This window comes from Lactococcus sp. S64 (assembly GCF_016516525.1).
GTDB classification, from domain to species: Bacteria; Bacillota; Bacilli; order Lactobacillales; family Streptococcaceae; genus Lactococcus; species Lactococcus lactis.
Window position 1 is genome coordinate 101,561 of sequence record NZ_JACVUQ010000001.1, and the last position, 22,082, is coordinate 123,642.

Sequence of the window (22,082 nt, forward strand, 5' to 3'; positions counted from 1 at the left end):
TTTATAAAAAGGAAAACACACTTGCCTATCATAAAAATTAACGAAGAAAACAAAGGCTTACGTCTTGACAAGGCGCTTGCCAATCAAACAGAATATTCACGAAGTTTACTGACAGAACTTATCAAAAATGATAAAGTGTTTGTTAACAGTGAAGCCAAAAAAGCAAAGTATAAAGTAAAAGTAGGGGACAGGATTGAATTTGAAGTTCCGGAAGCGGAAGTTCTTGATATTGTTGCTGAAGATTTGCCACTAGAAATCATTTATGAAGATTCAGATGTTGCAGTAGTAAATAAACCTCAAGGAATGGTAGTTCATCCTGCAGCCGGTCATGCTTCAGGGACATTGGTTAATGCAATCATCTATCATATCAAAGATCTTTCAAGCATTAATGGTGTAATTCGTCCAGGAATTGTGCATCGTATTGATAAGGATACGAGTGGTCTTTTGATGATTGCCAAAAATGATAAAGCACACGAAAGTTTGGCAGCACAATTAAAAGATAAGACTAGCAAACGTCGTTATTTAGCGATTGTCCACGGTGAAATTGCTAATGATAAAGGAACCATTGAAGCGCCAATTGGTCGTAATCTTAAAGATCGCAAAAAACAAGCCGTAGTTTCTGGCGGAAAACCAGCCGTGACTCATTTTGAGGTTTTAGAACGATTTTATGGCTATACTTTGATTGCATTGCGCTTGGAAACTGGGCGTACACATCAGATTCGTGTACATATGAATTACATTGGTCATCCTGTGGCTGGTGATCCACTTTATGGGCCAAATAAAACATTGACACCTAATAAAGGGCAATTTTTGCATGCTGAAACATTAGGTTTTGACCATCCAACAACTGGCGAGTTTATGGAATTCCAAGTTGATGCTCCTGAGATATTCAATGAACAATTAGAAAAGCTTAGAGAACAAGTTTAAACTTGTTTTTTTTGTATTTAAAAAAGAACTATATTTACTGACAGACTTTCTGTATTTGTCAGCAAATCAGACATCAATAAAAGATAGATGATGTATAATAGAGTTACTGATAGTTAGTAGGTTTTTATTAGTAAAAGGAGACTATTATGAACTTTTTTAATCAGATTTTTCATAATCAAATTTTAATGACAGCCATTGTGAGTTGGGCTCTGGCTCAGTTAATTAAAATAATTATCGAACTTATTCGGACACATCGTATTAATTGGCAATTAATTTTTGCAACAGGTGGAATGCCCAGCTCTCATAGTTCATTGGTTGTTGCTTTGGCAACGGCTACTGGATTGAGACAAGGATTTGATTCATCGCTTTTTGCTATTGCTACTGTTTTAGCCTTCGTTGTTTTATATGATGCCCAAGGTATTAGAAGACAGGCAGGAAATCAAGCCAGAATTATTAATCGAATGTTACAAAATGTCGAAAATGCCGGAATCAAAGTAGATAAAAATTTAAAAGAATTATTGGGGCATACACCAATTCAAGTGATGGGTGGAACAATTTTAGGAATAATTGTTGCTTTAGTAATGAATTAAGAAAAAATTCTGTTGCAATCAGAGTCGTAAGCGTTAACTATAGTGTAGTTTATAAATGCGAAGTAAAAAATGAGAAATTATCATCTAAAAATTAAGGTTATTGTAAGAAACAAAAGCCAAGCTATGGTAAAATGGTAATATGAATAATATAGTATTTATTAAGTATAAAAAAGGATTCTGTCTTGCCTTAATGATAGGACTCTTTCTTTTAATTAACGGGATTGCTATTTCTTTGACGCAAGTGTGGAACGCAGATCACATCATTGCGCTTTTGTTAGGAAATATTCTTTTAATAGCAGCCTATTTTTATTTTGTTGGAATTTATAAATTATCGAAAAAACTTTTTGACTCGAAGAATAAAAATGAAACTACTGACAAGTCTGTCAGTAAAATTGAGTTACTTACAGACTTGTCAGTAACAAAATATTATCGAATAAGCTTTTGGTTAGTAGCTTTGTTAACTTTTATCTTGCCGTTTCTTTTTATGATTCATGTGCCTGATAGTAAGCATGCTTGGGACTATTTCGTTATATTTAATTCTACGACAGAACTCCATGGTCAATCTTTTGGACTGTTACCTGAAACTGCTTCGCGTTTAGGATATTTTCTTCGTTATCCAAATAATCAATTTTTAGGGATTTTATTTAATCAAGTTTTCTCTCCATTTGCAGGAAGTGTTGAACTAAAAATGTGGGTTGTGACAGCAGTGTCTGCACTGTTGACAAGTCTCGGAGTTTTAGCTGGAACCTTAAGTGTTAAGGCTTTGAGCGGGAAAAGACATGCGCTCTTATACAATGTTTGTGCTCTCGGGTTCTTACCTTTTTACGTTTATGGTGCACAACTCTATAGTGATACGATTACACTTCCTTTTGTATCCTTTAGTTTGTTGTTCTTTATTTATGCCATTAAATCACAAAAAATAACTCAACAAGTTCTATGGTATTTTTTGGCAACAGTATTGGCAGTTATAGGTTATGAATTTAAGCCAACGGTGTTAATTGTGCTTATTGCTGTTTTGATTTTCCTTGGACTTAATAAAAAGTGGAAACAACTTTTGCTTTTACTTCCAATGTTTGCTATTTTATTTGTTGGGGGACATTTCATGGTTAAAGCAACTATTGCGACCGAGCCAGCTTTTTCTCAAGAGGCTAATGAACGTCGTAATCTTCCGATGATGCACTGGATTGCTATGTCTTGGTCGCCAACTAATAAAACGGGTGGATTCAATAAGAAAGTGAGGCTCTATTCTGAATCTTTCCCAACTTATGAAGCGAAAAAAGAGGCTGATAAACAACTCTTCATAGACAATCTTAAGAAGATGGGGCCTGTCGGAGTTGTGCGACAAATTGGACGTAAATTGGCCTATACTTGGTTATATGGTGATTTGAACAGTTCGTTTTATACTTATCATCATGAAAATAAATTTATTAATCGTTACTTTGATTATTTATCAGGAACCTCATTTTCTTTGGATGGCCCTGGTAATATAACAGGTTGGTTTATGCTAAAGGCTGTTCAAACCCTTTATTGGATTGGCCTAGTTGTTTTACTGTGGCGTCAAATCTGGCGAATTTTAATCAGCAAGAGAAATTGGTCAAATCCCTGGTTTATTCCAGCTTTGGCCTTTGTTGGATTGAGTTTTTTCCTTATTCTATGGGAAACAAATTCACGTTACCTTTATCAATTTGCCCCTGTTATGATTGCTTTAGCAAGTTTAGGTTTAATAGATAAGCAGTTTAAAAAGAAAAAAATTAAGGAGTGAATATGACTAAGATTCTTTATATGGTCGTGCCATGTTACAATGAAGAACTGGTACTTGATGAAACTTCCGAACGTCTCAAGGCTAAATATGAACAATTGATTTCAAATAATATTATTAGTCCAAAAAGTAGAGTTGTCTATGTTAATGATGGCTCAAAAGATAAGACTTGGGAAAAAATTCAAGAAAAACATAATGAAAATCCGATGTTTAGTGGGATTAATCTCTCGAGAAATCGAGGACATCAAAATGCTTTGCTTGCTGGTTTAATGACCGTGAGAAATTTAGCAGATTGCGTTATTTCAATGGATGCAGATTTGCAAGATGATATTAATGCAATTGATGAAATGCTTGAAAAATTTGAAAATGAGAACTGTGATATCGTTTATGGTGTACGGGATAATCGGGATACTGATACAGTTTTCAAAAGAAGAACCGCTGGAGCTTTTTATAAATTAATGCAAGGTTTGGGGAGCCAAAGTGTTCCTAATCATGCTGATTTTCGTTTAATGAGTCGCCGTGCCCTTGACGGTTTAGCTCAATTTCCTGAACAAAATCTCTTTTTAAGAGGAATGGTTCCTTTGGTTGGCTATAAATCTGATATCGTTTATTATAAACGTGGAGAACGTTTTGCCGGTGAAAGTAAGTATCCTTTGAAAAAAATGATTAGTTTTGCGCTGGATGGAATTACTTCAACATCAGCTGCACCGATGCGTTTGATTTTTTGGATTGGTTTAATTTGGTTTTTGCTAGCTATTGTAGGAGCAATTTATATTATTGCTCGCCATTTTATTAATGGTTCTGACGTTGCAGGTTGGGCTTCGACAATGCTGGCTATTGTTGGATTTGGTGGGGCTAATCTATTAGCTCTAGGTGTAATTGGTGAATATATCGGAAAAATCTTCTTGGAAGTTAAACAACGTCCTCGTTATTTGATTGAAGACTTCATTAACGAAGATTAAAAATGATAAATTATCATTAATTATTCAGAAAAACCGTATGGTTTTTTTGTTTTATGCTTGTTATAATGAGCAAGTAAATAAAAATTTTTGATTACATTTGCAATTAAAGAAAGGCGAGGTGCCAAATGAGCTACCATGTTTTGATTGTTGAAGACGAACCGAGTCTCTCTGATTATGTCAAAAAAGAGTTGATTTTTGAAGATTATCAAGTTTCAACCGCTTTTGATGGCCTTTCTGCTTTGGAAATATTTGAAACTGCTAAGCCTGCTATTGATGTTGTTTTGCTTGATTGGATGATTCCAAAATTAGATGGCTTGACAGTGTTACGTCGAATGAAAAAAATTCAGCCTGATACACCAATTATCTTCTTGACGGCGCGTGATTATATTGGAGATAAAGTCGCCGGTCTTGATGCGGGAGCAGATGATTATATTACTAAACCTTTTGAAATTGAGGAGCTATTGGCTCGGCTGAGGTTGATTTTTAGGAAATGGTCAAATTCTTCTTCCAAGGTCTATGAACTTGATTACTTAAAAGTTGATTTAAGTGCTCATACAACAGAAGTGGCTGGTAAAACAGTCAATTTGACCCAAAGAGAATTTTCTTTGTTAAGCTATTTTTTAGAACATCGTGGTATAGTTGTAAGTCGAGCAGATATTTTGGATGATGTATGGGGCATGGATTTTGACGGTCAGGAAAATACCGTGGATGCTTATGTTCGCTACCTTCGTGCTAAAATTGATTTGCCAAATCATAAATCTCTCATTGAAACCGTTCGTGGTATAGGTTATCGTTTAAATAACGAAAACTGAGAGAGGAAAAGAGGTAGCCATGAATAAAGTGAAAAATAAAGAAGAATTATTAGATGTTAGTTTTAACACAATGCTTCTGGGTAAAAGTATTTTTGCTTTTGTTGAATTTATATCAGGTTTACTTTTAATCTTTGTTCCACTCGATTTAATTAAAGCAACTATTCACCATCTTGCACTGGCTATTTCTCTAAGCCCGTTCTCTACGATGATTACAAATGCAGGAGAAAGGCTGACCAATGATGCTACTTTATTTGCTATTGTATATTTACTTTTACATGGTGCACTAAAGTTGGTGACGTTGGCTCTGCTCTGGAAAAAGATTCTATGGTCATACCCCTTATCAATATTACTTTTAGTTGGTTTTATTCTTTATCAAATCTTTGAATTTTTTAATCATGGGTCAATTTCAATGCTCGTTTTATGTGCGGTTGACGTATTGATGATTATTTTAACCTTATTAGAATACCGTAAGTTAAAAGCACATATTTCAAAAGAGGGCTCATACTCTCCCTTAAAAAATAGTAAAGTAAATTAGCGAATGAAAGAAATAGAATCAAAAACAAGTGCCAAAATTATTACCGATACTTTTGTCCGTATTTTCTTAATTTTTAGTCTGTTGATTACAATCATTGTTTCCGGAATTGTTGCATTTACAAGTTTACAAATCCGTAAGAGTGAGGGAGCGGCACTTTTAAATTCCGTTCAAACGGCAGCAACTAATGGGCAAGTGAATTGGGATGAATTTAAACTTGATAGTGAAAAAGACGAAAAAGCTACATTTGTTCGACTGACAAGTCCTTCAGGTCAAAGAGAAGAGAGTCAAGGAACAACAAATTTTTTAAAATCACGAAAATCTTGGGGAAATTTTAGTCTATTAAGAGATGATATCTTTTTATATAGTTCAAAAACTTCTAAAAATGGAACCAAAGCCGAATTATGGTTGAATATAAATGTTGTAGTTAAATCAATGATTAGAGCTATATTAGTTATTATTGCTGTCATGATTTTCCTCTTTTTCCTTGCTTTGATTTTAATTCAAAAAGCGGCCAGAACGATTAGTCAGCCTTTGACAGATATTGTGGTGGCAACTGATGGAAAGGATGTTAAACAAGTTCCTGTCAGTAAAAATCCTCTTGAAGTTCATCAGTTAAGTCAAAGTTTCAATCGTTTGCTCAATCGACTGAATCAAAAAATTGAAAATGAGCAACAATTTGTCTCGGATGCTTCACATGAGCTAAGAACGCCAGTTGCTGCAATTCGCGGACATGTGAATTTACTCAAAAGACGTTGGCATGAACATCCAGAAATTGTTGATGAGTCACTTTCCTATATTGATGAAGAATCAATGAGAATGAAAGTTTTAATCGAAAATTTACTGACCATTTCTAGAGGAAATCATTTAGAAATGAAAAAAGAAAGAATTAACTTAAGTAAATTTACTGACAAAGTGGTCAGTGAAATTCAACTCGCGCTAAGACAAAAAATAAACTTTGATATCCAAACAGATTTATTTGTCAGCATGGATAAAATGGCGCTATACAAAATTATTATTATCTTTCTTGAAAATGCTGGAAAATATTCACCTTCCAACTCAGAAATTACAATAAATATTACTTTGGAAAATCATCAAGTTGATTTTCAGGTTGCTGACGAAGGTATTGGCGTTCCAGAAGAAGAAAAAGATAATATTTTTGAACGATTTTATCGAATTGATAAATCTCGTTCAAGTGAAATTCCTGGAACAGGACTTGGTTTGGCAATTGCGAAGGAATATGCACAATTGAATGATGCCAAAGTCTTTGTTTCAAATACTTCTCCGAAAGGGTCAACTTTTCATCTCCTAATGGAGTCTATAGAAAACTAATTAATTATGAATAAAAAAATCTATTATATTTCGGGTGCTATTACCACCCTTGCCTTTTTAATTTTAGCGCTCTTTGTTAAAATTGATTTTACTCATGGTCCATTTCCTTTTGATCGACCAATTCAAACTTGGGCTTTTCATTTACAAAGCTCTTCGGGACTCACTTACTTTTTCTCTCATATGACAAATATTTTTGGAGATAAAGGTGGAATAATTGTCGCAGTTCTACTTGCTTTGGTTTTATTTCTTCTCTTTAAACAGAAAGAAGCGACAATCTGGTTTGCGGCAACAGTTGTTTTAAGCCTTGCTTTAAATACTGCTATTAAAGTAATTATTGGTCGAGAGCGTCCTGATATTCATCGGTTAGCGGCTTTTGCCAATGAAGCTGGGAAAAGTTTTCCAAGCGGACATTCCATTTTTGCAACAATTATTTTTGGAAGTATTTTCTTTATCTGTCTAGGAAAACTTAAAAATCGTTCTTCTAAAATTTTATTAGGCATTTTATGTATTATATTAATTGCATTAGTAATGTTTTCAAGAATTTTTGTAGGGGTACATTATCCAAGTGATACAATCGGCGGATTTCTCGAAGGAATTAGTATTCTATTACTTACTTATCCCACATACATTAAGTATCAAGAAAAATCTAAAAAAACCAATTGATATCAATTGGTTTTTATTAATGTTGAAAATAAATTATACCAATTATCGTCTTTTTGAGTTTTATTAGAAGTTTTATACTTGACAATGACAAATAAGTGTAATATAATGCTATTTATAAATAAATATTAGAAAAATAATTAACTATACCAATTTTAAAGGTGAGTTAAATGGAGCTTTATTATGTGTGGGATTGTTGGTGTTGTAGGTAGTAAAAATGCAACTGATATTTTGATGCAAGGACTAGAAAAACTTGAATATCGTGGTTATGATTCAGCAGGTATTTTTGTAAATGGTCAAGAAACAGCAGCAAAATTAGTTAAATCTGTCGGACGTATTGCAGACTTAAGAGGAAAGTTAGGGATTGATGTTTCAGGAACAGCCGGCATTGGTCACACACGTTGGGCTACTCATGGTAAACCAACGGAAGACAATGCTCATCCACATACTTCAACATCAGGTCGCTTTATTTTAGTACATAATGGTGTGATTGAAAATTTTGTTGAACTTAAAAACGAATTTTTGATGAATGATACTTTTAAAGGACAAACCGATACTGAAATTGCGATTCATTTAATTGCTAAATTTGCTGAAGAAGAAGGACTATCAACACTTGAAGCATTCAAAAAAGCTCTAAGCTTAATTCAAGGTTCTTATGCCTTTGCTCTTATGGATAGCGAAGATGCAGAAGTGATTTATGTTGCCAAAAATAAATCACCATTATTAATCGGCCTTGGCGAAGGCTACAACATGGTCTGCTCAGATGCTATGGCGATGATTCGTGAAACGTCTGAATTTATGGAAATTCACGATAAAGAGCTTGTTGTGTTAACAAAAGATAATGTTACAGTTATGGATTACGAAGGTAATGTACTTTCACGTGAGTCATACACAGCTGAACTTGATTTATCTGACATTGGAAAAGGAACTTATCCTTTCTACATGCTCAAAGAAATTGATGAGCAACCCGCAGTTATGCGTAAACTCATTGCGACTTATGCAAATGAAGATGGAACAATGAAAGTTGATCAAGACATTATCAAAGGAATTCAAGAGGCTGATCGTATTTATATTATTGCCGCCGGAACGTCTTATCATGCAGGTTTTGGGGCAAAAATGATGCTTGAATCTTTGACAAATACACCGGTTGAACTTGGTCTTGCTTCAGAATGGGGCTATGATATGCCTTTACTGAGCCAAAAACCATTCTTTATTTTCCTTTCACAGTCTGGGGAAACGGCTGACAGCCGTCAGGTTTTAGTAAAAGTAAATGAATTAGGACTTCCAAGCTTAACAGTTACAAATGTTCCCGGTTCTACTTTGTCACGCGAAGCAACTTATACAATGTTAATCGGTGCTGGACCAGAAATTGCAGTTGCTTCAACCAAAGCATATACAGGACAAATTGCAACCTTGGCTTTTCTTGCAAAGGCAGTTGGTGAGGCTGAAGGGGAAGTTAAAGCAAAAGAATTTGATTTAGTTAAAGAATTGTCTTTAGTTGCTCAATCAATTGAAGCCACTTTATCTGAAAAGGATGAAATTGCAGCAATTGTAGCTGACTTATTGCCAACTACTCGCAATGCCTTCTATATTGGTCGAAAACAAGATTATTATGTAGCAATGGAAGCTTCTCTCAAATTAAAAGAAATTTCTTATATTCAATGTGAAGGATTTGCTGCTGGAGAATTAAAACATGGAACGATTTCATTGATTGAAAAAGGAACTCCAGTACTTGCTTTAATTTCTAATAATGAAGAAGTAGCAGCTCATACTCGTGGAAATGTAATGGAAACAGTGGCTCGTGGAGCCTCAGCTATCACAATTGTTGAAGAAGGAGTGGCTCGTGAAGATGATACAATTGTTGTCAACCAAGTTCATCCTTATTTGTCAGCAATTTCAATGGTTATTCCAACACAGTTAATTGCTTATTATGCGTCAATGCAACGTGGACTTGATGTTGATAAACCACGTAATTTAGCTAAAGCAGTAACAGTTGAATAAAAGTTACTGACAGAAATTTCTGTCAGTAAAATGATAACTAAAAATAAAAAGTTCTGAGATTCATCAGAACTTTTTTGGTTAATTAATCTTTTGTCAGTGACAAAGGCCAGATTTTTCCGTATATAATAGTATGTATGAACTAAGAGAAAATCCGTATCCGATGCAACCTAGGGAACGCTTAGAATTTTTAGGAGAAGAGTGCTTGTCTGATGTTGAGCTGTTAGCGATATTATTGCGAACAGGGACAAAAAAATACTCATCATTAAATTTGGCCTTGGAAATTCTTCAACATTTTGAAACTTTGGATAATTTGCGCAAAGCTTCAATTAATGAACTCAGAGAAATTTCAGGCATTGGACTGGCAAAATCCATTGAAATTCGAGCAATGATTGAATTTGGAAAAAGAATACAAACCACTAATAGAAAACGTTACGGTCAAGTTTTGAGTTCCAGAGAGTATGGCCTGAGTCTTGCTTTTGAAATGCAAAATTTTGAGCAAGAGCATCTTGTGGCGACTTATTTAGATGGTCAAAATCGAATTATTGAAAAAAAGACAATTTTTATAGGGGCGGTTAATCAGGCAACTGCAAGCCCTAGAGAGATTCTTTATCATGCAATAAAAAATCTCTCAGTAGGACTGTTAGTTGCACATAATCATCCCTCAGGAAATTTACGACCCAGTCAGGCTGATAAAATATTTACTGACAAAATAAAAAAATCTTGTGAGGATGTGGGGATCAATTTTATTGACCATATTATTGTAGGGGCTGGTAATTATTTTAGTTTTCGGGAAGAAGAGATCAGAAAATGAAGATTATATAACAAACAATCACTTCTCAACTATAAAGAAAAGAAAAAGAACAGTCAATAAAAACTGTTCTTTTATTTTGTACTAATTTAGTTTTCTTGAGCTCCCATGAAAAATAGTAGTGTTTGCAGCTCCTTAGTTAAGTCAATTGATTGAACAACCACATCTGAAGGGACTTTCAAACGAATTGGGGCAAAGTTTAGGAAACCTTTGATACCAGCTTTGACTAGAGTGTCAACAACTTCTTGGGCATTTTCTTTGCGAACAGAGAGAATTGCTGTTTTGATATCCGATTTTTTAACATTTTTTTCTAAATCAGAAATATTATAAATTGGAATTCCATCATCTGTTTGTGTTCCAACTAAGGGATTGCCAGAAATATCATAGGCTTGCGTGATTCTCATTTTGTTTCTATCTTGGAATTGATAATGAAGTAATGCACGACCGAGATTTCCGACACCAATTAGAGCGATATGCGTTTCTTGGTCTTGGCCAAGAAGTTCTCCAAAGAAATCACGGAGCACTTTCGTTTCATAGCCGTATCCACGTCGGCCTAATTCGCCAAATAAAGAGAAATCTCGGCGAATTGTGGCAGCATCTACTCCAATTTTTTCTGAAATAAGTTGTGAGTTTGTGCGTGTCACATTTTCTTCGACAAGACTTTTGAACAGTCGATAGTACTGTGGCAGTCGTTTAGCAGTTGCTTTAGGCAAGCTTTTGCTTGGTTTATGATCAGTCATTGTTATACCTCAAAAATTTAATTCGATTTTATTAAAACTAATTAATATTTAGTTTCTTTGTGATAATTTTATCAAAAATTTGTGAAATTATCAAACAAAAGGAATGGAATATTCACAAAAAATGAGAAATTGATTACAATTCTAAAAAAATATTTATTTTCCCCTTTTAATTAAGGCGCTTTCATGTTAGAATAGAAATATGAAAAAATAGATAGGGAGAAAATATGATTAAAATTTATCTTAGTGGTTCATGTTCATCTTGTAGAAAAGCTAAAAAATGGTTACGTAAACATCACATTGAATTTGAAGAAATTAATTTATCAAAAGATGTTATGGAAAAAGATGATTTAATCAAAATTTTATCCTTGACTGAAAACGGATTTGAGGATATAATTGCGACCCGAGGGAAAACATACGCATCTTTAAATTATAATTTCGATGAATTAGGACTAGAAAAAGCTTTTGAATTAATTCAGGAAAATCCACGTCTTCTAAAACGACCATTAATTTTTGACGAGGACTGTCTATTGATTGGTTTTAACGAGGATGGAATCAGAGCGTTTATTCCACCAGAAGTTAGGAGAATTGAATTGCGCGAAAGATTAATTTTAGTCTAATATTAATTTTATTTTTAGCTTATCAGATTTGGTAAGCTTTTTAATTTTAAGAATTTGGAAGAACTACAAAAAACTTGCCTTAAATGCTATAATAGAAGGACTGCTTTTCTATCATATGAAAAGGGAAAACGAAGTATTAAAAATATGCTTTGAGATTTAACGAAGAGGATAAATATCATGATTTTACTGCAAGGGAATGGAATTGCACGCACTTTTGGTGGCGATGTTTTATTTGAAAATATCAATTTTAGTTTACAAGACCATTCAAGAATTGCCCTAGTTGGCCGAAATGGAGCTGGTAAGTCAACCTTGCTTAAAATTATTGCTGGAGTTGAAGAAGCGAGTCGCGGAACTGTATCCAAGACCAAAGATTTGACAATGAATTATTTAGCGCAAGATACTGGGCTGAATTCCTCAAGGACAATATTTGCCGAAATGCTCTCTGTTTTTGATTCGCTTCGCCAAATGGAAAAACAATTGCGCCAGATGGAATTGCGAATGGGAGAACTTGCTGGGGATGAATTGACAGCTTTGATGAAACGTTACGATGCTTTATCAGAAGAATTTCGGATGAAAAATGGATTTACTTATGAATCTGAAATTAAGTCTGTCTTAAATGGTTTTCGCTTTGATGAAACAATGTGGGAAAGAGAAATTTCAAGTTTATCGGGGGGACAAAAAACACGTTTGGCTCTTGCTAAGATGTTGCTTGAAAGACCACAACTTTTGATTTTGGATGAACCAACTAACCACTTAGATATTGAAACTTTAGCTTGGCTTGAAAATTACCTTAAAAATTACGAAGGTAGTTTATTAATTGTCAGTCATGACCGCTACTTTTTGGATAAAGTGGTTAATGAAGTCTTAGAATTATCTAGAGGAGAATTGACTCGTTTTTCTGGAAATTATTCTCGCTATGTTGAACAAAGAGAGCAAAAACTCTTGTTAGAACTCAAAAATTTTGAAAAACAACAAAAAGAAATTGCTAAATTAGAGGACTATGTTGCCAGAAATTTAGTTCGGGCTTCGACGACTAAAATGGCGCAATCGCGTCGTAAAAAGTTGGAGAAAATGGAGCGTTTAGACGCACCAACAAGTGATGATAAATCGGCCAATGTTACTTTTACTCCTGAAAAAACGTCTGGAAATGTTGTTTTAACCGTTTCAGAAGCAACGGTAGGTTATGAAGATAATCGTCTCTCTGGTCCGATTAACATTGACGAGCGTAAAGGTGAGTCCCTTGCTATTGTTGGACCAAATGGAGTAGGTAAGACAACATTGATTAAGTCAATTGTTGGACAGATTCCATTTTTAGCAGGTCAAGCAAAATTGGGTGCCAATGTTACTTTGGGATATTATGACCAAGAACAAGGAAGATTGACAGCTTCCAATACTGTCTTAGACGAATTATGGAATGAGCATCGCTTACTTAATGAAGTTGAAATTCGCAATATGCTTGGAGCCTTTCTTTTTAGTGGAGATGATGTAAAGAAAACGGTTGGGATGCTTTCGGGTGGTGAAAAAGCCCGTCTTTTACTTGCTAAATTAGCAATGGATCACGATAACTTTTTAGTTTTAGATGAACCAACCAATCACTTGGATATTGATTCACGTGAGGTCTTGGAGAATGCTTTGATTGATTTTCCAGGAACAATCTTGTTTGTTTCTCATGACCGCTATTTCATCAATAGAGTAGCTACCAAAGTTTTAGAAATTGCTCCCGAAGGAAGTACAGAATTTTTGGGAGATTATGATTATTATGTCGAGAAAAAAGAAGAAGTACAAGCTGAGAGTAATTCTTCAGAAAATGGGGAGCCGATAGAAAGTTTAGCTCAACAAGATTTTACAGCTCAGAAAGAAGCTCAAAAGAATCGACGTAAAGTAGAGCGCGAAATCAAGGCTTGTGAAGAGAAACTAGCCGATTTGGAAGCAAAAATTGCAGCTCTATTATTGGAAATGCAAGAAAATACCGCTGATTTTGTTAAATTAGGAGAATTACAAGCTGAAATTGACCTCTGTAATGATGAAAAAGATGAGATAGAAATGACTCTTTTGGAAGCGATGGAAGAATTGGAAAATTTGTAAGTATTGTGAAGAGAATTTAGCGTAAATATGCTAAAACGCGAAGCTTGAAAGCTTTTCGTTTTTTTTGTTTTGTAATCTAAAAATCCTATATTTAAATAAAGCGAAACAATCATTGCTTTTTTGTTAAAAAGTAGTACAATTTAATCAAAATAAATTGAAATGCTGGAATGTGGAATGGTAAAAAGCAATAGAACAATCTCTTTGATGGGAGAAATTTTCTATGATTTACGAACACAACGAAACTTTAGATTAACTGACTTTGGAAAAGTAGGTTTGTCAAAATCATCACTGTCAGATTTTGAAAGTGGAAAGTCTATTCTTAGATTTGATAAATTAGATGCAGCTTTAGAATTAATGCATATTGAGGTTTCTGAGTTTGAATATTTTTTTAACAATTACCATTCTGATTATTTTGTTGAGATTTGTGATGAAATTGAAGATGCGAATTATATGCAAGATACTGTAAAATTAAAAGCGATTAATAGTGAGGCTGGAAAGTATGATAATGAACAAGGAAATCGAATGATATTTCTAGCGACTCAAAATTTGCTTTATGGATTGACAGAGCGAGAAGAAGTTGAAGTTACTGATTTAATGTTTAATATCGAAGTTTGGTCATATTTTGAGTTAAGTATTCTTTCGTTTGTTGTAGAACACTTGAATACCCGTTTGACTCTCTCTTTGATGAAAAACTTTTGGAAAGAAAATTTGCATTATCTCAAAGTTAAAAAATATCGGGAAAAAATTGTCCAAATTGTTTGCCGAGCAGCTGTAAAATATATTAGTGAGAATAAATATTCCATTGCTCAAAAACTCTTGGAAGATGTTAATATTGCTTTAATACCTTATAAAAAAGATTTATTTTGCCGTAATATGTCTCGCTTTACTCTTGGCTTATTGCTTCATCAATCAGGAAAAACTGCCGAGGGGAAAGCTAAAATGGAGAGTTCTATCCGTCTTTTTGATGAATTGGGTTTGCCAGAGATGAAGGCTTATTATCAAAAAATATTTGATGAATCTGTAAAAAACTAGTGGGATATAAAAGGGATTTGAGTTCCCTTTTTATTTTTTATAAAAAATTTTTCCGAGATTTCGGAAAAGGCTTTTTGGGGCAGTTTGATTTGATATAATCATTTTAGAAAATGATTCATGAATCTTGAGTGTCGCTCACTCAGAATGGTAAAAGGAGGGTTAAAAATCTTGAAAGAAGAAATGTCACCGTAGCAGTGATGCAAAATCTCTATTGATTTGCATCGCATCTCAAAAAGGAGAAAAAATATGTCACATTTAAAAAATAATCTAGTATTTTCAAGTCTAACAATTTTACTCGTAACGGGTGGAAGTCTTGGGCTTGCCCAATCTGCACACAATAAGGTCTCATCACAAAAACTCGAAGCTAAAAATGTAAATCAAGTTTCAAACTATTCTGGTGATATTGACTTGTTGGCAGTAAGCCAACCAACTACGCCAACGACGAATAATGGTCAAATTAATCAATACTTTATCAATCGTTTTGATAATGCTATATCTCTTTTAAATGGGAAATATGTTGTAAATCATAATGTGTTACCTCAAAATACAAGTGGTGAAGAAATAAATAAATTAAATGAATCAGTTAAAATTGCAAATCAACAACTTATCGTTGGAGCTCAAAAAATCGAAAAATCTGATATTGATGTTAAGGTTGTTCAAAAAGGAAATTCCATTATTTTAGCTGAAAACCCAACGACTTTGAAGAATTCTGCTACTTCTATGGCTACTAAACATGTAGGAGTAACAAAAGTTGAATTTCACTGGTATGGTGTGCGTTTGTTTTTAAGTAAAAATGATGTAAATAAAATTTTGAAGTATGGTCCTACATCTGTTTCAATTGCGACGATTTGGATGCCAACGACTTGGGTGGTTAAATTGGCAGCATCAGCCGCTGCAGCTTGTGGTTGGATGTCAAGTGTTAATGGAGGAATCTGGATTGACTGGGGACTTATTCCAACTAAGTGGGGATGGCAATGAAGGAGGTTTATGATGAAAAATAATAACAAGAAAAGATTTGTTGCTATAGCTCTCGTTCGTACAATTTTATTTTTAGGTGGTGCTATTCTAATTAACAATTCCGAGAAATGGAGCATTGGTTATATTTTAGGGTTTGTAATTGCACTGTTTGTTTTAGTTTCAACTTTCTTTGATGAGAGTTTGAGAAAATAACTAAGATTTCAGTGGAGGAGTCTGGGGGTTTGAATGGCAATGATTACTAAAAAGAGTATAAGAATCGTACAATATCTGAGTAGTATATTTGCCGTAATACTCGGTGTTTTAATTTTTATTTTTCCAAATGGCCTTAGCATACTTAAATATATTTTTGCAAGTATTGCAGTAATTCTTAGCATTTTAAGTCTTATCATGCAAACTTTTCATAGAAATAAATGATAGGGGTTAGGGCTGAGGGGATTTGATTTTCAATCATTGAGGAAATTTAATGAAAAAATTTATATTTTTAGCAGATGTTATCTTAAGATTTCTTTTTATGGTTTTGGCTTGGTATGTTTATACAAACTATTCGGCTGATAATAAAATGAAATGCGTTGGTTTGTCTATGGTTGCATTCAATATTATTACAATGTTTTTTGATTCCAATTATCATAAGTCGAAAAAATAAGACTTGCAAATCTGGCTCAAGTTTGTTAAACTAATAAACAATATAACTTTTAAACTAGTCCAGAGAGGCTAGCAAGGTTGAAATCAGGAAAAATTGATTCTATTTTTACTGACAGGATTTTCTGTCAGTAAAAGTGAATTTGTTTTGATACTTTTTACACTTGCTAGGATTCTTGGCAAGTGTTTTTTATTGCTGACAACTACCAGGATTGGGCTGCACGTTATCTATACTCGCTACGGTAGTTCTGTCAGTTCAATATGACCAAAGGGAATTATTGAATCGGTAGAAAAATGAACTGTCAGCTTTGCTGATGGTTCTGTCAGTAAACTAGAAGGAGAAATTATGTCAATATCAAAAGCCATTGCTGCAGATTTATTAGAAATTAAAGCGGTCAGTCTTTCACCAAGTCAACCTTTTACTTGGGCTTCAGGAATTAAGTCGCCAATATATACTGATAATCGGGTGACCTTAGCTTATCCGGAAGTTAGAAGCCAAATCGAAGGTGCTTTTGCAGAATTGATTAAAGCGGAATTTCCAGAAGTTGAAGTCATTGCAGGAACTGCTACAGCAGGAATTCCTCATGGTGCAATTATTGCTGACTATCTTAAATTGCCATTTGCTTATATTCGTAGTAAACCAAAAGACCATGGAGCAGGAAATCAGGTTGAGGGACGTGTGGCAAAAGGCCAAAAAATGGTTGTGGTTGAAGATTTGATTTCGACTGGTGGTTCTGTTTTAGAAGCTGTTGCAGCCGCTGAACGTGAAGGTGCTGATGTTCTTGGTGTGGTTGCAATTTTCACTTATGAATTAGAAAAAGCGAACAGAAAATTTGCTGATGCTGGTGTTAAATTAGCCACTTTGACAACTTATTCTGAATTGATTGAAATTGCTAAAGAAACGGGTTATGTGACAAAAGAAGAATTAGAATTACTTAAAAAGTTCAAAGAAAATCAAGAAACTTGGCAAAATTAATTTACTGACAGAAATTCAAAGAGCCTGTCAGTAAATAATTAGGTTCTGGAATAGCTGTCAGTTCAATGCGACCAAAGGGAGACATTGAATCGGAGGATAAATGAACAAGTCAGCAAAGCTGATTGTTCTGTCAGTAATTTATGAAAGGAAGAAAATGACTTTATTAATTAAAAATGGACGACTTGTTGACCCCAAATCAAATCGAGATGAAGTGTTAGATATTCTGATTGAAAATGACAAGATAGTAAAAATCGGCTTAAATTTGTCAGTAAAAAATGCAGAAATTGTTGATGCAAGGGGATTAGTCGTTGCCCCTGGTTTAATTGATGTTCATGTTCATTTTCGTGAACCAGGACAAACACATAAAGAAACGATTCATAGCGGTGCAAAATCAGCTGCGGCTGGTGGTTTTACAAGAGTAGTTATGATGGCAAATACAAAACCTATTTTATCTACGCCAAAAGTACTGACAGAAACTTTAGAAATTGCTGACAAAGAAGATATTAAGATTGATACAGTTGGGTCAATTACGCAAGATTTTGATGGAGAGCATTTAACAGATTTTGATGAACTCATTAAAGCAGGAGCAATCGGCTTTTCTGATGATGGTATTCCACTGACAGATGCTGGCGTTTTACGTAAAGCTCTGCAAAAAGCGAAATTAACTGACAGCCTGATTTCAATTCATGAAGAAGATCCAAATTTGATTGGAACTTTAGGAGTGAATGATGGCGAAGTGGCTCATAAATGTGGCTTCACAGGGGCACCGACTGTTTCAGAATACAGCATGATGGCGCGTGATACTATGATTGCTTACGAAACAGGCGCTCGCTTGCACATTCAACATTTATCAGCTGGAGAATCTGTTGAAGTGGTGCGATTTGCCAAAAATTTAGGAGCAAATATCACAGCAGAAGTGACTCCACAACATTTTTCGATTACAGAACAAATGATTTTTGAGCAAGGGACCAATGCTAAACTCAACCCACCATTGCGTAGAACTGCTGATATCGGTAAAATAATTGAGGGATTGAAAGATGGAACGATTGATGTCATCGCCACAGACCATGCCCCTCATACTCATGAAGAGAAAAATGTCAGCCTTGATAAGGCGCCTTCAGGAATGATTGGATTAGAAACTTCATTGCAACTTGGCTTGACAAACTTAGTCGCAAAAGGCCATTTGACACTCAGTGAATTACTGACAAAAATGACCGTTAATCCAGCTAAACTTTATAATTTTGATGCAGGTTACCTCGCAGAAAATGGACCAGCTGACCTCGTCATTTTTGACGCTGAAAATGACTATCAGGTCGGTGAAACATTTGACTCCAAAGCGACCAATTCTCCATTTATTAAACAGAAAGTTCAAGGGCAAGTCAAATATACAATATGTGATGGAAAAATAGTCTATCAAGCGAAATAATAAAAAAAGACCTAAGAAATTAATTTTCATAGGTCCTTTTTTGTGTTACTTTACATCAGTATAAAGAACCGTTGTAGAGTAAGTCATTAAGTGAGTGGATAATTTCTAAATTATCTTTGATTGATTTTTCATTTTCTACTTTTTGAGTAATTTTTTCTGTTTGTGTTTTCATTGTTTATTTCCTTTCAAATGTCCTTTTGTTTATAAGTATAGTATATCAAGGATTTGCTTGCTAAATTCTTACAAAAATGTAATTGAAGAAAATAATTACTTTAGGAAATTAAGCTCTGAAATTAAATAGTATAAAATAATTGATTAAAAATTTTCTAAAGTTTAACTGATTTAAGTAGTTTTTATGTGAAGTTCATTGAACCATAATGACGCGATATGCTATAATAGTTCTATGAATTATTACGATGAATATAGCAAAGGGCATCTTGTCTTACCAAATGTGTTTTTAGCACATTTTAGTAAGCTTTTCCCTTCTGCTTTTGATTTTTTGATTTGGTTATACTTTTTTGAAAATCAAGATATTGCACCTAGTGAAATTGCTGAAAAAACAGGTAAAAAATTATCGGAGGTCAATCAGGCCATTGATAATCTGTCCAAATTTGGAGCAATGAAGGTGACTTTAATTGAAATTGATGGAGAAATGGAAACTTTCTTTGATATTAGCCCGGCCTTTAAGCACTTAGATGAAATTTTGGGTGGTGCTGTTGCGAGTTCAACTCCAGAGAATGAAAAAGTTCAGGAAGAGGGGCAGCTTAAAGAATTAGTTAGCATGTTTGAAGCAGAAATGGGCATGATTTCTCCTGTACAAATGGAAGAATTGAGAGCTTGGCTGTTTGAAGATGGTTATGATTTTTCGTTGATTAAACAAGCTTTGCGTGAAGCAGTCCTCAATCGTAAGGTATCTTTAAATTACATTAAAGCTATTTTACGAAATTGGAAAAATGATGGGGTGAATTCTCTTCAAGCGATTGAGAGTCGACAAATGGAACGCGAAGAAGCTAAGAGAAAGAAACCACAAGAAGATTTTTATATTCCTTTGGATGGACCATGGAATAGTTAATAGAGATAATGGACGTGCACGATGTTAAGTAAAAAAAGATATCTTGAAGCTTTAGAAATTATTGAAGACATGTTCCCGCAAGCTCACGGAGAATTAGAGTGGGAAACTCCTTTTCAACTATTGATTGCGACAATTTTATCTGCCCAAGCAACTGACAAAGGAGTTAATAAGGCGACGCCGGCTCTTTTTGCCACTTTTCCAGATGCACAAACAATGTCACAGGCAAAAGTGGAAGAAATTGAAAAGCTGATTCGGACAATTGGTCTTTACAAGACTAAAGCTAAAAATATTTTACGGACATCACAGATGTTAGTGACCGACTTTGGGGACCTTTTGCCTGATTTGCCAAAGGATAAAAAGGTTTTACAAACTTTACCGGGGGTGGGTCGAAAAACAGCAAATGTTGTTTTAGCAGAAGCCTACGGAATTCCGGGGATTGCGGTTGATACACATGTTGAACGAGTTTCTAAACGTTTGGATATCGTTCCCCAAAAAGCAACAGTTTTAGAAGTTGAAGAAAAGTTGATGAAGCTGATTCCGCAAGAAAAATGGGTACAAGCACATCACCATCTCATTTTCTTTGGGCGTTATCATTGTACAGCCAAAAAGCCGAAATGTGCAGACTGTCCTGTTTTAGATTATTGTAAATTTGGAAAGAAATATTTAAAAAATGAATGAAATTAAACTTTCAAAACGTTTGAAAGCAGTAGCTGACTATGTTGATAATGGAGCAAGACTTGCTGATATCGGCTCGGACCATGCTTATTTACCAACTTATTTGATGCAAAAATTGGTGATTGATTTTGCGGTAGCGGGAGAAGTGGTTAAAGGGCCTTTTGAAATTGCTAAAAATCATGTATCAGAAGCTGATTTAAGTGATCGGATTGAGGTTCGATTGGCCAATGGCTTAGGTGCTATTGAAAATACTGACAAGATTGATACAATCGTGATTGCTGGTATGGGAGGAATATTAATTTCCGAAATTTTAGAGGCAGGTAAAGAAAAGTTAGGCCATGTTAAACGTTTGATTTTGCAGCCTAATAATCATGAGGAAAGCCTCCGTCAGTGGTTAGTGAATCATCAATTTGTCATTAAAAAAGAAGAGATTTTATTGGAGGCTGGTAAGTTTTACGAGATTATCGTTGCCGAACCACTCTCAAAATTAATGACAGAAAAGTTGTCAGTAAATGATTTAACATTTGGCCCTTTTTTATCTAAAGAAAAATCAACTGTTTTTCAACAAAAATGGCAAAAGGAATTAAATACTTTGAATAAAATTATTGCTCGTTTGCCTGAAGAACAAGCCGAAAAACGTCAAGAGGTTTTAAATCAAATTGCGAGAATTGAGGAAGTGCTTCGATGAAAATTTCTGATTTTATGCTTGAATACGAAAAATTTTGCCCCAAAGAATTAGCTGTTGAAGGTGATCCTGTAGGTTTACAAGTTGGGAACCCAAACGATGAACTAACAAAAGTTTTGGTAACCTTGGATATTCGTGAGCAAACAGTGGCAGAAGCAAAAGCGCTGGGTGTGAATCTGATTATTGCTAAACATCCTTTGATTTTCCGCCCCCTTTCTGCATTGACTTCAATGAATGATCAGGAAAAATTAGTTTTGGACTTGGCGCGAGCTGGAATTGCTGTTTATACCAGCCATACAAATATTGATGTGGTTACTGGTGGTTTAAATGATTATTTCAGTCAGTTACTTGGAATGACTGATATTGAAGTGCTAGATGACGAAGAAGGATTGGGACGTGTTGGAAATATTGAACTGACAGAATTATCAGTGCTGACAGAAAAAGTGAAAGCAGCATTTGGCTTAGATAGATTACGTCTTATCACTTATGACCATAATTTGACTCAAAAAATTGGAAGAATTGCAATTTGTGGCGGTTCAGGTGGAAAATTATGGCCTAAAGCTTTGGAAAAAAAGGCAGATATTTACATAACAGGAGATATTTATTATCATGTTGGTCATGATATGCTTTCAGCTGGTTTATTAGGAATAGACCCTGGTCATTATATTGAGCATGCTTTTATTGGATTAGTTGCTGAAAAGCTTCGTTCTTTTGATATGGCTGTCAAGATTTATGAAAGCCAAGAAAAGACAAATCCATTTTATGACATATAAA

The 22,082-nt window shown here is 34.5% G+C and carries 23 protein-coding genes; 21 read left to right on the forward strand and 2 right to left on the reverse strand.

The features are described from left to right. Window positions 1–21 precede the first annotated feature (21 nt). The 10 genes from IAE51_RS00480 to radC all read left to right on the forward strand — a co-directional run bounded on the left by IAE51_RS00480 (window position 22) and on the right by radC (window position 10,386). Complete coding sequence (locus IAE51_RS00480; RefSeq protein WP_200094440.1) at window positions 22–927, forward strand: RluA family pseudouridine synthase; 906 nt, start codon at window positions 22–24, stop codon at window positions 925–927. A 146-nt stretch (window positions 928–1,073) separates the two neighbouring features. Next, window positions 1,074–1,517 carry a divergent PAP2 family protein gene (locus tag IAE51_RS00485; RefSeq protein ID WP_003130996.1) on the forward strand — a complete coding sequence of 148 codons (444 nt, stop codon included), beginning with the start codon at window positions 1,074–1,076 and terminating at the stop codon, window positions 1,515–1,517. Window positions 1,518–1,656: 139 nt separating this feature from the next. Next, the gene (locus IAE51_RS00490; protein ID WP_129881577.1) at window positions 1,657–3,279 is read left to right on the forward strand and encodes a glycosyltransferase family 39 protein; all 1,623 of its coding nucleotides are present in this window, start codon (window positions 1,657–1,659) and stop codon (window positions 3,277–3,279) included. A 2-nt stretch (window positions 3,280–3,281) separates the two neighbouring features. After that, the gene (locus IAE51_RS00495) at window positions 3,282–4,238 is read left to right on the forward strand and encodes a glycosyltransferase family 2 protein (RefSeq protein WP_015426264.1); all 957 of its coding nucleotides are present in this window, start codon (window positions 3,282–3,284) and stop codon (window positions 4,236–4,238) included. Window positions 4,239–4,363: 125 nt separating this feature from the next. Next, window positions 4,364–5,050, forward strand: a complete 687-nt coding sequence (locus IAE51_RS00500; RefSeq protein WP_023164051.1) for a response regulator transcription factor — start codon at window positions 4,364–4,366, stop codon at window positions 5,048–5,050. A gap of 19 nt (window positions 5,051–5,069) precedes the next feature. Then, complete coding sequence (locus IAE51_RS00505; protein ID WP_058203693.1) at window positions 5,070–5,585, forward strand: DUF2127 domain-containing protein; 516 nt, start codon at window positions 5,070–5,072, stop codon at window positions 5,583–5,585. Between the two features lie 3 nt (window positions 5,586–5,588). Beyond that, window positions 5,589–6,914, forward strand: coding sequence for a cell wall metabolism sensor histidine kinase WalK (locus IAE51_RS00510; RefSeq protein WP_033900236.1), 1,326 nt, complete (start codon window positions 5,589–5,591; stop codon window positions 6,912–6,914). A gap of 6 nt (window positions 6,915–6,920) precedes the next feature. After that, window positions 6,921–7,577, forward strand: coding sequence for a phosphatase PAP2 family protein (locus tag IAE51_RS00515; protein WP_033900233.1), 657 nt, complete (start codon window positions 6,921–6,923; stop codon window positions 7,575–7,577). A 180-nt stretch (window positions 7,578–7,757) separates the two neighbouring features. Next, entirely contained in the window at window positions 7,758–9,575 is a 1,818-nt protein-coding gene (gene glmS / locus IAE51_RS00520; protein WP_058203696.1) for a glutamine--fructose-6-phosphate transaminase (isomerizing), read from the forward strand. Between the two features lie 130 nt (window positions 9,576–9,705). Then, on the forward strand, window positions 9,706–10,386 hold the full coding sequence (gene radC / locus IAE51_RS00525; protein WP_021722532.1) for a DNA repair protein RadC: 681 nt from the start codon (window positions 9,706–9,708) through the stop codon (window positions 10,384–10,386). A gap of 86 nt (window positions 10,387–10,472) precedes the next feature. Here radC and IAE51_RS00530 read toward each other — a convergent pair whose 3' ends face one another. Beyond that, complete coding sequence (locus IAE51_RS00530) at window positions 10,473–11,123, reverse strand: redox-sensing transcriptional repressor Rex (RefSeq protein WP_021464703.1); 651 nt, start codon at window positions 11,121–11,123, stop codon at window positions 10,473–10,475. A 224-nt stretch (window positions 11,124–11,347) separates the two neighbouring features. Between IAE51_RS00530 and IAE51_RS00535 the strand changes: the two genes are divergently transcribed. The 5 genes from IAE51_RS00535 (at window position 11,348) to IAE51_RS00555 (ending at window position 16,027) form a co-directional block, all read left to right on the forward strand. Beyond that, entirely contained in the window at window positions 11,348–11,740 is a 393-nt protein-coding gene (locus IAE51_RS00535) for a Spx/MgsR family RNA polymerase-binding regulatory protein (protein ID WP_033900228.1), read from the forward strand. Between the two features lie 177 nt (window positions 11,741–11,917). Continuing rightward, entirely contained in the window at window positions 11,918–13,825 is a 1,908-nt protein-coding gene (locus tag IAE51_RS00540; RefSeq protein WP_129881580.1) for an ABC-F family ATP-binding cassette domain-containing protein, read from the forward strand. Window positions 13,826–13,999: 174 nt separating this feature from the next. Further along, entirely contained in the window at window positions 14,000–14,857 is an 858-nt protein-coding gene (locus IAE51_RS00545) for an XRE/MutR family transcriptional regulator (protein ID WP_200094442.1), read from the forward strand. Between the two features lie 246 nt (window positions 14,858–15,103). After that, a complete protein-coding gene (locus IAE51_RS00550; protein ID WP_103054696.1) occupies window positions 15,104–15,835 on the forward strand; it encodes a hypothetical protein in 732 nt (243 codons plus the stop codon). A 12-nt stretch (window positions 15,836–15,847) separates the two neighbouring features. Continuing rightward, complete coding sequence (locus tag IAE51_RS00555; protein ID WP_200094444.1) at window positions 15,848–16,027, forward strand: hypothetical protein; 180 nt, start codon at window positions 15,848–15,850, stop codon at window positions 16,025–16,027. A 684-nt stretch (window positions 16,028–16,711) separates the two neighbouring features. Here IAE51_RS00555 and IAE51_RS12330 read toward each other — a convergent pair. Next, window positions 16,712–16,840, reverse strand: coding sequence for a hypothetical protein (locus tag IAE51_RS12330; RefSeq protein ID WP_003132757.1), 129 nt, complete (start codon window positions 16,838–16,840; stop codon window positions 16,712–16,714). Between IAE51_RS12330 and pyrE the strand changes: the two genes are divergently transcribed. The 6 genes from pyrE (at window position 16,821) to IAE51_RS00585 (ending at window position 22,081) form a co-directional block, all read left to right on the forward strand. After that, a complete protein-coding gene (gene pyrE / locus IAE51_RS00560) occupies window positions 16,821–17,450 on the forward strand; it encodes an orotate phosphoribosyltransferase (protein ID WP_012897692.1) in 630 nt (209 codons plus the stop codon). The genes IAE51_RS12330 and pyrE overlap by 20 nt on opposite strands. Before the next feature lie 154 nt (window positions 17,451–17,604). Further along, a complete protein-coding gene (locus tag IAE51_RS00565) occupies window positions 17,605–18,876 on the forward strand; it encodes a dihydroorotase (RefSeq protein WP_200094650.1) in 1,272 nt (423 codons plus the stop codon). 403 nt (window positions 18,877–19,279) lie between these two features. Beyond that, window positions 19,280–19,948 carry a DnaD domain-containing protein gene (locus tag IAE51_RS00570; RefSeq protein WP_012897694.1) on the forward strand — a complete coding sequence of 223 codons (669 nt, stop codon included), beginning with the start codon at window positions 19,280–19,282 and terminating at the stop codon, window positions 19,946–19,948. A gap of 21 nt (window positions 19,949–19,969) precedes the next feature. Continuing rightward, a complete protein-coding gene (nth, locus tag IAE51_RS00575) occupies window positions 19,970–20,626 on the forward strand; it encodes an endonuclease III (protein WP_003130627.1) in 657 nt (218 codons plus the stop codon). Then, entirely contained in the window at window positions 20,619–21,311 is a 693-nt protein-coding gene (locus tag IAE51_RS00580) for a tRNA (adenine(22)-N(1))-methyltransferase TrmK (RefSeq protein ID WP_021722524.1), read from the forward strand. Before nth ends, IAE51_RS00580 begins: the two co-directional genes overlap by 8 nt. Next, on the forward strand, window positions 21,308–22,081 hold the full coding sequence (locus IAE51_RS00585; RefSeq protein ID WP_200094455.1) for a Nif3-like dinuclear metal center hexameric protein: 774 nt from the start codon (window positions 21,308–21,310) through the stop codon (window positions 22,079–22,081). Before IAE51_RS00580 ends, IAE51_RS00585 begins: the two co-directional genes overlap by 4 nt. Window position 22,082: the final 1 nt, after the last annotated feature.